This is a genomic window from Pseudomonas allii, from assembly GCF_055380095.1.
In genome coordinates this window covers 6,195,700-6,208,800 of the sequence record NZ_AP039450.1, presented here as the reverse complement: position 1 = coordinate 6,208,800, position 13,101 = coordinate 6,195,700, and the positions used below count along the sequence as shown (strand labels likewise).

The window sequence follows — 13,101 nt, the reverse complement described above, 5'->3', positions numbered from 1 at the left end:
CTAGAGCCTCACCAGGCGTGTCACTAAGGTGCTTGCTTCTTCAATTAAAGGAGCAACGCTGATGCGCTACTTGAAAGCGACTGCACGGGACATGTGCGGCAACGGCCAGCCGGACACGGTGATTTTGCACTTCTATCAACATCAGGCCGGGTGCCCTGACGTGCTGATGCACGAAATGATCGCCCTGGACATGACGGCGGATAGCAAGGTCGACGTGCAATGGGCGGGGCACAACGAACCGGATACGCTGGATCTGGATAAACGCACGCTGGCGGCGTTCGCCAACAGTTTCCTGGCGCTCAACTGGTTCAATCCAGCCTGCCATCTGCGACGCTCACTGACGCTGTATGTCGACCACCTGGGCAAAACGGGGCGCCCGAATGCGGTGAAGCTGGAGTTTCATGAGCGCACAGCAAAGGGGCACGTAACGTCGCTGATGTTCAAGGCGGCGTCCTATGACGGCGACAGCGACGGGGTGCTGGAATCGTTTACCAACAGCGATGTAGACCGCAACGGTGTGGCCGACAAGGCGGATAAAGAGCTGATCCGCTCGATATGCACAGCTTTTCTGGCCTTGAACTGGCACGACTTGTAATTACTTCACGTCTCATCGAGCCGGGTTGCCAGAGCTTCGACCAGTTCCTGGCGCTCAGCCTGGCTGAGCTTGGGGTGAGGGTTGAGCGACGACCATTGCGGATGGGCGCGGGCTTTGTGCAACGCGTCCGGCAACTTGCCCTCGCGCCAGGTTTTGTCCTGGGGCGTGTCGACCTTGATGCTGTGCATCGCCGCATGGCCGCGCAGGTCCAGGGCCTTGAGCAACTGGCGTTGGCGCAGGGCGAGCAGGCGCAACACGCTGTCGTCGACGGTGAGTTCGCGTTGGCCTTTGATCTTGCCCAGCAACCGGCTGCCATAGCTGCGCGCGGTTTGCAGCGCGCCACCGGCAATGGCGCCGGCCAGGGCGGCGGCGCCCAAGGTCAGACCGCCGACCAACAGATCCACACCGGCACCCGCCGCTGCGCCTGCAGCGATCCCGCCACCGACGCGCACGCCGAGTTGCTTGAGGGTTTCCGGGTTGAACAGGTCGTCGCCCCAGCGCCCGTCCAGCAGCGGCAAGTCACTGGCGGCGGCATCCTGCGGGCGGAAGCCGAATAGCTTGAGCAGCGCTTCCACACACTTTTGTTCACGTTGGCGTACGGCTTTGCGCAGGTCGCCGATGGCGTGTTGCTCATCTTCGGTGACCACACTGCGGCGGCAGGCGGCGCAGTCGATCAGCAATTCGGCGATCAGCCGGGCGGCGCTTTGCTGACGGGCCTGGCGCTGCGCCTCTTGATCCAGGATCAGCCGTTCCAATTGCGGCCGTGCGTTTTCCAGCAGCAGGGCCAGGCTTTCATACAGGCGCCGTTCGCCGTCTTCCGGTGGTGCCACGCTGTCGAAGCGCACCAGCGCGTGCAGGCCAAGCCGGGCCAGGGCCTCGCGCCAGTCCGGCTCGCGGTGGTCGCTGCTGCTGACAAAGTTGAGCACCGGCAGCAACGGTTTGCCGCAGCTGGCCAGCACTTGCAGCTCATCGCGGTACTTGGCCAGTACCGGCTCGCGGGCGTCGATCACATACAGGCCGGCGTCGGAGGCCAGCAGTTGGCGCAGCACCTTGGCCTCTTGTTCGAAACGCTGGCGCGCTTCGCTGCCTTCCAGGAACCGCGCCAGGCGGGCCGGGCCGTCGAGGCGTTCGCCTGGGCGATCCAGGCGCTCCAGGTAATCGAGCAAGGCGATGGCGTCTTCAAGGCCAGGGGTGTCGTACAGCTCCAGCAAGGCTTCGCCGTCGACCGACAAGCGCGCGCCTTCCACATGCCGTGTGGTGCTGGGACGATGGGAGACTTCGCCGAAACCGACGTCTCGCGTGAGGGTGCGCAGCAGCGAGGTCTTGCCGACATTGGTGTGGCCGACCACGGCGAGTTTCAGGGGCTTAGTCATGACCGGTCTCCAGCCAGTTCAGTGGCGCGCAGTCGGCAAAGGGCAATTCAAGCTGTTGCAGCGCGGTATGCCAGTCGCCCAGGCGTTCGGCGTCCAGGGCCTGGCCGGGCGGCGCTTGCAGCAGCCACACGCGGGTGGCGGTGGCGCTGCGGGCGAGTTCGGCGATCAGCGCCAGGCTGCCGCGATCCGGCGAGCGGCGCGGATCACAGGCGATGGCCAGGCGTGCGGGCGGGAAGCGCGTGAGTTGTTCCAGCAGTTTGTTACGCGATTCGCGGCTGTCGAGGATACCGGCGTTCTTCACGTTGTGCGCCAGTTTGGGCGGCCAGGGGTGCTGGTCGTCCAGTTCGATGGCCACCAGCAGCGCGCCGTCGCTCTGCAGTTCGCTGACGCCGCCGCTGACGTGATGCAGTTGTTCGGGCGCGGCATCGTTGACCCCAAGGCGCTCGCTGCTCGGCATCAGGCGCTCGCGCAATTGGCTGTAGCCGGGCAGGTTGAGGTCCAGGCGCAGCGCGGCGCGCCCACGCTTCCAGCGCCATAGGCACAGCAGGGCGAGGATCAAGCGGGGCAGCAGGCCATAGACCAGCAGCACGCCCACCAGCCAAGCGGCCCAGGCTTGGCGGGCGCTTTCGATATTCAGCGCGGAGTCGCCGCTGGCGCGGATCATCTCGACGCTCGGTACATTGAAGCCCAGCAGCGCGGGCAGGGCGCCGAGGGCCTGGGTCACGGCGACGAAGGTGTCGGCGCCGAGGATGGTGGTTTCCCAAACGAAGCCGTAACGGCGGGTGGCGAGTAGCGTAAGAAGAATCACCAGGGCGCTGAGCAACGCCAACAACCACAGGCTGTTGACCAGCACACCCACGGCCCAACGATTGAGTTTCTGGCGTTGCAGCAATAGCAGGAGTGCGGGCGCCAACTGCGCAGCCTTGGCGTCACGGGCGAGTTTTTCGCTGAGCCATAACCACAGTCGCCCGAGGCTGGCGCTGTGTTCGCCGGCATACAGCAGGCCCAAGGCCCAACTGATCAGCAGGATCAGGTTCAAGCCGAGCAAGCTGCCCAAGGCCCAGAACACATTCACCGGGACCAGCCCGTTGCCCAGCGCAGCAAAGGCCAGGCCCGCGCCGCTGATCACGGCGATGACCGCCAGCAGCACCAGCGCCAGGCGTGCGCCTTGCAACCAGCGGGTGAGGGCGGTCGTGAGCCCATCGCGCTCGGCCAGGTGCAGGGCACGCTGCTGGATACGCGTCGGCAGATCGCCACCTGCCGAGCGGGCCAGGCGATTGGCTTCCAGGTCTTCCAGGGGGCCGGCGTGTTCTTCGCGCAGGCGCACGGTTTCTGTCAGCCAGAGAGAGTGCAGAGGAGTCACGCGTAGTCCTGTTGTGTTTGTGAGCCTGGAGCATAACCCCTGGCTCGGGGCTCTGGTATTCTCGTCGCCATGAAAAAAACTCTCCCTTTAAGCCTGATCGCAGCCCTCGGTGAAAACCGTGTGATCGGCGTCGACAACAGCATGCCCTGGCATTTGCCGGGGGATTTCAAATACTTCAAGGCCACCACGCTCGGCAAGCCGATCATCATGGGGCGCAAGACCTGGGACTCTCTGGGCCGACCGTTGCCGGGGCGCTTGAACTTGGTGGTTAGCCGTCAGACCGGTCTGGCGCTGGAAGGTGCGGAAGTTTTTCCGTCCCTGGAGGCTGCGGTTGAACGCGCCGAGGCGTGGGCGCTGGCGCAGGGCGTGGATGAGCTGATGCTGATCGGCGGCGCGCAGTTGTATGCGCAGGGGCTGGAGCAGGCGGATCGCCTGTATTTGACGCGGGTGGCGTTGAGCCCGGAGGGGGATGCGTGGTTTCCGGAGTTTGATCGGGGCCAGTGGAAGTTGGTTTCCAATCTGGAGAATCCAGCTGAAGGTGATAAGCCTGCTTACAACTTTGAAGTCTGGGAAAAAGCCTAGTCGGAACCGGACAAGCCGTACTTGCAGAAGAAGCCATTATGCGTCACCGTAATGACTAATGTCTTTACAGTGAGAGCTACCCCATGGCCTCTATTAACGTACGTATCGACGACGACCTTAAGGCTCGCGCTTATTACGAGTTGGAAAAGCTCGGCGTCACCCCATCGGAATTGATGCGCCAAGCATTGCAGTATGTGGCAGAGCGCGGCCAGTTGCCCTTCAAACCTGTGCTCATGACTGAAGATGATGAGGCTTTGTTCGTAACCGTCCGGGAGCGGTTGGCTGCGCCTCAGCGAGTGAAGGTCTCACTGGATGACCTATGAACTTGACTTCGATGCACGCGCTTTAAAGGAATGGCACAAACTTGGCGACACCGTTCGCCAACAGTTTAAAAAGAAGCTGGCTGAGATATTGATCAACCCACGTATTGAAGCCAGCCGTCTACATGGCTTGCCCGATTGCTACAAGATCAAGCTTCGCAGCAGCGGCTATCGGTTGGTGTATCAAGTGATTGAGCAGGAAATTACGGTATTTGTCGTTGCCGTCGACAAGCGTGAGCGTGAAGACGTTTACCGGAAGGCTGCCGATCGGTTGAGCTAGCAGGGAGCTAGATCCCTGCTAGCTGATTTCGTTATGACGGCGCTAATTCCGCATGCTCATCGGCATTCAACAGCGCCTTATCCGTCTGCCCCATGACCTGGCTGGTGATCGCACCGGCCGTCATCGAGCCATTTACGTTCAGCGCCGTACGGCCCATGTCGATCAGTGGCTCTACGGAAATCAGCAGCGCCACCAGTGACACCGGCAAGCCCATGGCCGGCAGTACGATCAGCGCGGCGAAGGTTGCGCCACCGCCCACGCCGGCAACGCCTGCCGAACTCAAGGTCACAATTGCCACCAGGGTCGCGATCCACAGCGGGTCCAGCGGGTTGATGCCCACGGTCGGCGCGACCATCACCGCCAACATCGCCGGGTAGAGACCGGCGCAACCGTTCTGGCCGATGGTCGCGCCAAACGAGGCGGCGAAACCGGCGATGGACTGCGGGATGCCCAGGCGGCGGGTCTGCGCTTCAATGCTCAGCGGGATCGCCGCCGCGCTGGAGCGGCTGGTGAAGGCAAAGGTCAGCACCGGCCACACCTTGCGGAAGAAGCGCAGCGGGTTGATCCCGGCCAGGGACAGCAGCAGGCCGTGCACCACGAACATCAGGCCCAGGGCCAGGTACGACACCACCACGAAACTGCCGAGCTTGATGATGTCCTGCAGGTTGGAACCGGCGACCACTTTGGTCATCAGCGCCAATACGCCGTACGGCGTCAGCTTCATTACCAGGCGCACCAGGCGCATCACCCAGGCTTGCAGGGTGTCGATGGCGTTGAGGACTTTCTGGCCTTTTTCCACGTCATCCTTGAGCAGTTGCAGCGCGGCGACCCCCAGGAACGCAGCGAAAATCACCACGCTGATGATCGAGGTCGGCTTGGCTCGGGCCAGGTCGGCGAACGGGTTGGCCGGCACGAACGACAGCAGCAGTTGCGGGATATTCAGGTCGGCGACCTTGCCCGCGTAATCGCTCTGGATCACTTGCAGGCGCGCCATTTCCTGGGTGCCGGCCACCAGGCCTTCGGCGGTGAGGCCGAACAGGTTGGTCAGGCCGATACCGATCAGCGCCGCAATCGCAGTGGTGAACAGCAGTGTGCCGATGGTCAGGAAGCTGATCTTGCCCAGGGACGAGGCGTTGTGCAGACGGGCGACGGCGCTGAGGATCGACGCGAATACCAGCGGGATCACGATCATTTGCAGCAATTGCACATAACCGTTACCCACCAGGTCAAACCAGCCGATGGAGGCCTTGAGTACCGGGTTGCCGTCACCGTAGATCGTGTGCAGCACGGTGCCGAACACCACGCCAAGGACGAGGGCAAACAGCACCTTCTTGGCCAGGCTCCAGTTTGTGCGACGGGTTTGTGCCAGGCCCAGCAACAGGGCCACGAACACCAGTAAGTTGAGAATCAGGGGCAGATTCATTGAAGCTCCGTTGAGAAGGCAGCCAATCGCGCGAGCCTGCGATTGCGAACCGGAAAGCCTAACAGCTTGAAATATATTGATTTAATACCGATATGGAATGGTGACTGTCGTTTTTGGAATAAGCCTTTGACGCTCAGGCACATGCCATTGGCGCGATCACGACGCAAGCGGTCGTGCTCGGGCGATAACTGTCACAGGGATTTGTTAGCGTCGATGTTTTTCACTCAGGGAGAAACGCATATGAAGCTCGCTTCGAGATTGTTTGCCGCCGCGTTGTGCATTGGCCTTGCCGGACCAACCATGGCCGCCACCGAGTTGAAACACTGGCCGGCCCCGGCCGCCGAGCAACTGAACAAAATGATCGCCGCCAACGCCAACAAGGGCAATTTCGCGGTGTTCGACATGGACAACACCAGCTACCGCTATGACCTCGAAGAGTCCCTGCTGCCCTACATGGAAAACAAGGGCTTGATCACCCGTGACAGCCTTGATCCGTCGCTCAAGCTTATGCCGTTCAAGGACACCGCTGACCATAAGGAAAGTCTGTTCAGCTACTACTACCGCCTCTGCGAAGTGGACGACATGGTCTGCTACCCGTGGGTCGCCCAGGTGTTCTCGGGGTTCACCCTCAAGGAACTCAAAGTGCAGGTTGATGAGCTGATGGCCTCCGGCAAGCCCGTGCCCGTCACGTATTTCGAAGGTGACGCGGTTAAGAAGTCCGAGGTGCAACCGCCGAAAGTCTTCACCGGTCAGGCTGAGCTGTACAACAAGCTGATGGAAAACGGCATCGAGGTGTATGTGATGACCGCCGCTTCCGAAGAGTTGGTGCGCATGGTCGCCGCTGATCCGAAGTACGGCTACAACGTCAAGCCCGAGAATGTCATCGGCGTGACCACCTTGCTCAAGGACCGCAAGACCGGCGAGCTGACCACCGCACGCAAACAGATCACCGCCGGCAAGTATGACGAGAAGGCCAACCTCGGCCTTGAACTCACGCCCTACCTGTGGACCCCGGCGACCTGGATGGCCGGCAAGCACGCGGCGATCCTCACCTACATCGACGAATGGAAAAAGCCGGTACTGGTGGGTGGTGACACCCCAACCAGCGATGGCTACATGCTGTTTCACGACGTGGACGTGGCCAAGGGCGGCATTCACCTGTGGGTCAACCGCAAGGACAAATACATGACCCAGTTGAACGGCATGATCGCCAAGCACGCCGCGGCGCAGGCCAAGGAAGGGTTGCCGGTGACGGCGGACAAAAACTGGGTGATCGTGAAGCCTGACGAAATCCAGTAACACCGCGCCGCTTGTTATCGGGGGCAAGCCCCCTCCCACAGTTGACCGTGTTCCAACATGAGAATGCAGTCAGTGTGGGAGGGGGCTTGCCCCCGATAGCTATCTGATTGACACCCCAAAGGTCACAGCAAAAATAGATATCAATTGCGAACAAATCTCATCCTCTGCTAGCGTGCGCACTTCCTGAACCCTCCGTTCTTCTCAAGGTAGTGCTGTGTCCTCCTGGAATTCGCAGATCGCGCGCCTGTTCGCGGAGCAGAAGAAAGCCCTCGAAGCCTTCGTCACCCGCCGCACCGGCAGCGCCCAGGTGGCCGCCGACCTGACCCAGGAGTCGTTTCTGCGCCTGGCACGCCTGGATTCCGGCGAGAAGATCGACAACCTGCCAGCCTTCCTCTTCACCATCGCCAGCAACCTGGTGCGCGACCACCAGCGCCAGGCCATCCGCCGTGAGCGCCTGGATGCCGGCGAGCCCAGCGAAGAGCTGCCGTGCGGCAACCCCGGTGTCGACGAACAACTGGCCGCCTACCAGCGTGAGCAACTGATGCAGGACGCTATCCTGGCGTTGCCCGCAGCGACTCGGCAGATCTTCCTGCTCTATCATGTCGACGAACTTTCCTACCGCGAGATTGGCGAACGCCTGTCGATCAGCCCGCGCAGCGTGGAATACCAACTGCGTCGCGCCTTGATTGAATGCCGCGCCTACATCAAGACGCGGCTCGCCTGCGACACACAAGGACGTCGGTCATGACTGCTTTACCCACTGCCGACGTGTTGTTCGAAGAAGCGTCCGCCTGGTACTTCCGCTTGCAGGCCGAGGACGTGACCCCGGCCGAGATGGACGCCTTTGCCGCCTGGCTCGGGCAGGGCCAGCCCCAGGACGACGCGTGGCAGGAAGTGCAGGCGATGCTCGGCGGTTTGCGTGAACCGGCACGGGTGATCCGCCGCGCCGAGCAGGCCGCGTGGCGCAAACCCGCCAGGCGTTGGGCCTGCGCCGCCGCCGTGTTGCTGGCGGTGGGGTTGACCGTGCAGAACACACCCTGGCTGGATCGCCTGCGTGCGGACTACGCCACCGGCACCGGCGAATCGCGCACGGTCGAGTTGGCCGATGGCTCCCAGTTGCAACTCAATACTGACAGCGCCGTTCAGATACGCATGAGCGGCGGTGAGCGTCAGATCCGCCTGTTGCGCGGGGAAGGTTTTTTCAGCGTGACCAAAGACCCGGCGCGGCCTTTCGTGGTGCAGTCCGGCGAGGGCTGGGTGAAGGTGGTCGGCACCCAGTTCAGCGTGGCAAGGCGGGATGCGCAGACGCGGGTGCAAGTGGCGCAGGGCAAGGTGCAGGTCAGCGCGGGCGCCGGTGAGCCGGTCTACCTGGAGCCGGGACGGGCGGTGGAATATCAGGGCCAGCACCTTGCCGAGGTGCACGGTTTCGATGCGGCCAGCGGTTTCGCCTGGCGCCAGCGACAACTGGTGTTCCGCCAACAACCGCTGTCGGAAGTGGTCAGCGAGTTGAACCGCTACTGGCCCGGCAAGACCCTGGTGCTGGGCGATGCGCTGCGCAATCGCGTGGTGTCTGGCGTGTTCGAGATCGACAAACCGGAAGCCGTGATCAAGGCGCTGGAATACACCCTCAACCTGCGCGCTGAGCACTACACCCCGTATTTACTGGTGTTGCGCGAAGGCAAAGCGTCCTGATCGCAACTTTCTCAAAATATTTTCAGGGTTTCCCCGCAAGCCATCGTCCTTGATCACTGAGGCGTAAATAGTAAGCACTCTCAAGTAGTGCGGCGCCGATCACAGACTTTTTTGCACCGGGGAGCACCATCCATGGCACACCGATTCGCCGCACGGCCCTTGCTGGCACTGGCCATTTCCATGGCCTGCGGCACTGCGCCGCTGTACCTGCAGGCCGCCGAAACCACCCAGGCCCAGACCTACCGATTCGACATTCCGGGGCAGAGCCTGGACGGTGCGCTGGCGGCATTTTCGGCAGTGACACGGGTGCAGGTGCTGGTGAACGGTGAGTTGACCCAGGGGGTGGTGTCGCCGGGGGTAAAGGGCAACCTAGGGCAGCGTGAAGCCTTGGGCCAACTGCTCGGCGGCACGGGGTTGAGCGCGGCGTTTATCAACGCCGATACCGTCACCCTGGAAAAGCGCGTGGATGGTGGTGGCGCCCTTGAAGTCGGCGCCACCACCATCAGCGCCGAACGCCTGGGCGTCACCACCGAAGGCACCGGCTCCTACACCACGGGTGCCGTGGCCATCGGCAAGGGCGAGCAGAAACTCAAGGACATCCCGCAATCGGTCAGCGTCATGACCCGCAAGCAGATGGACGACCAGAACACCACCAAGCTGTCCGACGTGGTCAAGCGCACGCCCGGGCTGACGGCGACCAAATCTCCCGGCCCTGGCATGTTCATCTTCTCCCGTGGCTTCGAAGTCGGCACCCTGCAATATGACGGCGTAGGCATACCGCGTAACACTTACACGCTGGGCAGCTACCTCACGGAAAACATGGCGATCTACGACCGCGTCGAAACCCTGCGCGGCCCGGCCGCCTTGCTGCAAGGCGCGAACAGCCCCGGCGGCACCATGAACCTGGTGCGCAAGCGCGGCCAGCAGGCGCCCACAGTGACCGTCACCGCCAAGGCCGGCTCGTGGGACCACTACGGCACCCAAGTCGATGCCGGTGGGCCGCTCAACCCGGAAGGCACCTTGCGCGGCCGGTTTGTGGCGGATTACGACACCACGAACTCTTTCGTCGACTACGCGGGCGGCTGGAACCAGACCGTCTACGGCGCCGTCGACTACGACTTCACGCCAGACACCACCGTGGGCGTCGGCATCAGCAACCAGAAAGGCCACTCACGCCCCAACTTCATGTCGCTGCCCCGCTACGCCAATGGCAGTGATATCGGCCTGCCGCGCTCGACCTTTGTCGGCGCCAGCTGGAACCGTGCAGTCAACAATCAGACCCAGGTGTTCGCCGACCTGGAGCATCGTTTCAACGATGACTGGAAAGTGAAGGCTGCGCTGGTGGCAATGGACGAGCACAACGACGCGACTTACCAGGCGACGTGGGACACCGTCCCCAACCCCGGCGACACGGGCAATGTGCGCTACATCGACTGGGTGACCGACTTCAATACCAAAAGTCGCGGCGCGGATGTGTATGTCAACGGCAAGTTCGACGGCCTGGGTTTCCAACAGGAAATAGTCCTGGGCGCCAACTATTCCAAACTCACCACCGACGACCAGTGGGCGCGGGCGGCAACGAATGGCGCGGATATTTTCAACATCGACCACAACCGTGTGCAGCGCGACAAATACCAGTTGTTCCAGGCCGGGAACGCCTCGAAGAGCTGGTATGACATTCGCCAGAAAGGCCTCTACGGCACCTGGCGCGTCAAGGTGCTGGACCCGCTGACTCTGATCCTCGGCGCGCGCACCAGTTGGTACGAATACTCCTACATCGGCCAGAGCGGTCGCCAGGGCGTGTACGGCGCCGCCGAGGAAAGCACCACGCAAACCTCCGGCAAGGTCACCCCGTATGCCGGCCTGGTCTATGCCCTGAACGATCAGTGGTCGGCTTACGCCAGCTACGCCGATGCGTTCGAGCCGCAAACCAACCTGACCACCTCCGGCTCTCTGCTCAAGCCTATCGAGGGCAAGAACTACGAGCTGGGCATCAAGGGTGAACTGGCCGATGGCCGCCTCAACACCTCGTTTGCGATCTTCCGCTACGACCAGGAAAACCGTGGCGTCCAGGACCTGCAAGGGCCGATGAACTGCAATGGCTGGTATTGCTCGGTGGCCTCGGGCAAGGTCCGCAGCCAGGGTTTTGAAGCCACATTGGGCGGTGAAGTGCTGCCGGGTCTGCAACTGGTCTCCAGCTATACCTACAACACCACCAAGTTCCTCAAGGACGACACCTACGAAGGCAAGGTCTTCAGCACCTGGACGCCCAAGCACCTGCTCAAGGTGTGGGGCGACTACCAATTGCCAGGGGACTGGCAGAAGGTCAGCGTCGGCGCTGGCGTGACGGCGCAAAGCAGCACCGTTGCCTACGATCGCACCTTCAGCGTGCCGGGCAATGCACTGTGGGATTCGCGGGTGGCCTACAAGATCAACCAGGAATTCACCGTCGCGGCGAACCTGAACAACATGTTCGACAAGAAGTACTACATCCCGGCTTACAACGCGAACTGGGGCAGTAACTACTATGGCGACCCGCGCAATGTGATGTTCACCATGACTTACACGCCGCAGTTCTGAGTGCCACTGGAATAAAAATGCCCCGCACGTGGCGGGGCATTTTCATGGGCTCAAACAACCCACGCTATCGCGCGTCACTTCACCGATTTCAAATGCCAGTTCCATTGCGCAACCAACGCGTTCTCATGCAGTTTGATGAACAGCCCATAGTCGCTCAGGTAGGCTGCCTGATAGGTCCAACCTTTCATCTGAACGCAGTCGAGTACCTTGGCTTGTCCCTTCAGGTCCGGGGTGAGGGTGGCAGCCGGGATTTCCCGATCGACCTTGCAGGTCACGGTTCTTGGCTCGCTGTTCTCCGGCGAAGGACTGCCATCGGGGTTGATGGATTTTGACCACGTTTGGGTGTAGCTCACCTCACTGGCGAGGGGCAAGTTACGCCAATCGCCTTGAAAGCTCAGGCCAACCAAGAGGCGGGTCTTCACCTTGTCACTGCCGGTTTTGCGGTCGAGACCTTGGCTGTCCAGATCAAACAGGCCTTGGAAGGTCAGCTCCTGGTTAAAGCCAAGTGCCGAGTCGCGTGTTTGTACCAGCGTCTGACCCGATGCGTTGTCGACACTGATGAATGTCTGCTTGGTCTGGTCGCCCACGCGGGTGTTGTTGAAGAGCACGGCGTCATAGTCGTAGGCCAGCTCGCTCAGGGTGCGGGTTGGCGCAGGCAGGCCGAGCGCTCGGATGGCCGCCAGTACGGCTGGGTTGGCATTGGTTGCGCTGGCAGCGGGTGGCAATGCCTGGCGCGCCTTGAAAGCGGGTAACTGGGCCAGCTCCACCGGCGCCTGGCACAGATCCTTGAAGAGCTGGGCATGTTCGCCGGAAGCTTGATCCAAGGCTTGCGGCTTGAATTGTCGACGGATTTCGCCGTTGATCATCTGGCGCGTTTCATCGAGGTTGAACTGGCTCATCAACGTAATGGTGCGTTGTGTGCAATCCAGGGTCAGCCGCTCCTGCCGTTGAGTAAACAACGATGCGGTCTTGGCGACCTGATAGTGCAGGTAATCCTCTGCGGCCCAGACGGATATCTGACTGCCTTGCTGCTGCACGCTGTTACGGTCGATCAGCAGCCAGCCCTGATCGGCAGAGGTTTGCAGCACCCGCCAGTCGGGCACGGGGCGTGCCTTGCATACGCTCTGCAATTGAGCGCTTTGCCGCAGTTGTTGAGCCTGTGCCGTCGGCAGGTCGACCCCTGTTACCGGTGAGGGAGTAAAAGCCCGCAGGCCCGTGCGCGTGGGGTAGAGCATCCTTCCAGGACCTTGTGTGCAATAGGCGTCGAACTGCACAGAGATCGGGTTTTGCTGCAAATCGACGGAGTACGCGACCCTGTCGCCGTTGCGCAGGATGGTGTAGTCGAGCGCCGGCAGTGTCATGGCTTCGTTGAAGAGTGCCAGGCCTGGGTCCACCTGAGGCTTTTGCAGCGAGCTGCAACCGGCCAACGCCAATAGGGAAAGCGCCCATGCAGCTGGGCGTAGAGCGGTAGAGCGGGCATCCATGCGGGTAAGTTCCTTGAGAATACAGATGCGCCTGTTATCGGCCGGCGTATGAAAAACTACAGCGTCAGAACGCCAGGCAAAAAAATGCCCCGCACTGGGCGGGGCATTTT

General features: G+C 61.7%; 12 protein-coding genes. 8 read left to right on the top strand and 4 right to left on the bottom strand.

The window, feature by feature from the left end; all coding sequences use genetic code 11:
• Window positions 1–61: 61 nt before the first annotated feature.
• A complete protein-coding gene (locus ACZ445_RS28575; RefSeq protein WP_058426522.1) occupies window positions 62–595 on the top strand; it encodes a hypothetical protein in 534 nt (177 codons plus the stop codon).
• A 5-nt stretch (window positions 596–600) separates the two neighbouring features.
• Here ACZ445_RS28575 and ACZ445_RS28570 read toward each other — a convergent pair whose 3' ends face one another.
• Both ACZ445_RS28570 and ACZ445_RS28565 read right to left on the bottom strand, forming a co-directional pair.
• On the bottom strand, window positions 601–1,968 hold the full coding sequence (locus tag ACZ445_RS28570; protein ID WP_310862852.1) for a DUF3482 domain-containing protein: 1,368 nt from the start codon (window positions 1,966–1,968) through the stop codon (window positions 601–603).
• Complete coding sequence (locus ACZ445_RS28565) at window positions 1,961–3,331, bottom strand: DUF2868 domain-containing protein (RefSeq protein WP_310862851.1); 1,371 nt, start codon at window positions 3,329–3,331, stop codon at window positions 1,961–1,963. The genes ACZ445_RS28570 and ACZ445_RS28565 overlap by 8 nt, the downstream gene beginning before the upstream one ends.
• Window positions 3,332–3,400: 69 nt before the next feature.
• Between ACZ445_RS28565 and ACZ445_RS28560 the strand changes: the two genes are divergently transcribed.
• The 3 genes from ACZ445_RS28560 to ACZ445_RS28550 all read left to right on the top strand — a co-directional run bounded on the left by ACZ445_RS28560 (window position 3,401) and on the right by ACZ445_RS28550 (window position 4,513).
• Window positions 3,401–3,913: a dihydrofolate reductase gene (locus ACZ445_RS28560; RefSeq protein ID WP_179029236.1), complete on the top strand. Its 513-nt coding sequence runs from the start codon at window positions 3,401–3,403 to the stop codon at window positions 3,911–3,913.
• 83 nt (window positions 3,914–3,996) lie between these two features.
• Window positions 3,997–4,236, top strand: coding sequence for a type II toxin-antitoxin system RelB/DinJ family antitoxin (locus tag ACZ445_RS28555; RefSeq protein ID WP_071494503.1), 240 nt, complete (start codon window positions 3,997–3,999; stop codon window positions 4,234–4,236).
• Window positions 4,226–4,513: a type II toxin-antitoxin system RelE family toxin gene (locus ACZ445_RS28550; RefSeq protein ID WP_071494502.1), complete on the top strand. Its 288-nt coding sequence runs from the start codon at window positions 4,226–4,228 to the stop codon at window positions 4,511–4,513. Before ACZ445_RS28555 ends, ACZ445_RS28550 begins: the two co-directional genes overlap by 11 nt.
• Before the next feature lie 31 nt (window positions 4,514–4,544).
• Here ACZ445_RS28550 and ACZ445_RS28545 read toward each other — a convergent pair whose 3' ends face one another.
• The gene (locus tag ACZ445_RS28545) at window positions 4,545–5,936 is read right to left on the bottom strand and encodes an L-cystine transporter (protein ID WP_179029237.1); all 1,392 of its coding nucleotides are present in this window, start codon (window positions 5,934–5,936) and stop codon (window positions 4,545–4,547) included.
• 300 nt (window positions 5,937–6,236) lie between these two features.
• Here ACZ445_RS28545 and ACZ445_RS28540 point away from each other — a divergent pair, with 300 nt between their 5' ends.
• The 4 genes from ACZ445_RS28540 (at window position 6,237) to ACZ445_RS28525 (ending at window position 11,507) form a co-directional block, all read left to right on the top strand.
• A complete protein-coding gene (locus ACZ445_RS28540; RefSeq protein WP_179029240.1) occupies window positions 6,237–7,235 on the top strand; it encodes a haloacid dehalogenase-like hydrolase in 999 nt (332 codons plus the stop codon).
• Between the two features lie 214 nt (window positions 7,236–7,449).
• A complete protein-coding gene (locus ACZ445_RS28535; protein WP_058426527.1) occupies window positions 7,450–7,983 on the top strand; it encodes an RNA polymerase sigma factor in 534 nt (177 codons plus the stop codon).
• Complete coding sequence (locus tag ACZ445_RS28530) at window positions 7,980–8,927, top strand: FecR family protein (RefSeq protein ID WP_179029238.1); 948 nt, start codon at window positions 7,980–7,982, stop codon at window positions 8,925–8,927. Before ACZ445_RS28535 ends, ACZ445_RS28530 begins: the two co-directional genes overlap by 4 nt.
• Before the next feature lie 132 nt (window positions 8,928–9,059).
• A complete protein-coding gene (locus tag ACZ445_RS28525; RefSeq protein ID WP_058426529.1) occupies window positions 9,060–11,507 on the top strand; it encodes a TonB-dependent siderophore receptor in 2,448 nt (815 codons plus the stop codon).
• A gap of 74 nt (window positions 11,508–11,581) precedes the next feature.
• On the opposite strand, the gene ACZ445_RS28520 is transcribed toward ACZ445_RS28525, so the two are convergent.
• The gene (locus ACZ445_RS28520; protein ID WP_464707827.1) at window positions 11,582–12,991 is read right to left on the bottom strand and encodes a hypothetical protein; all 1,410 of its coding nucleotides are present in this window, start codon (window positions 12,989–12,991) and stop codon (window positions 11,582–11,584) included.
• Window positions 12,992–13,101 lie beyond the last annotated feature (110 nt).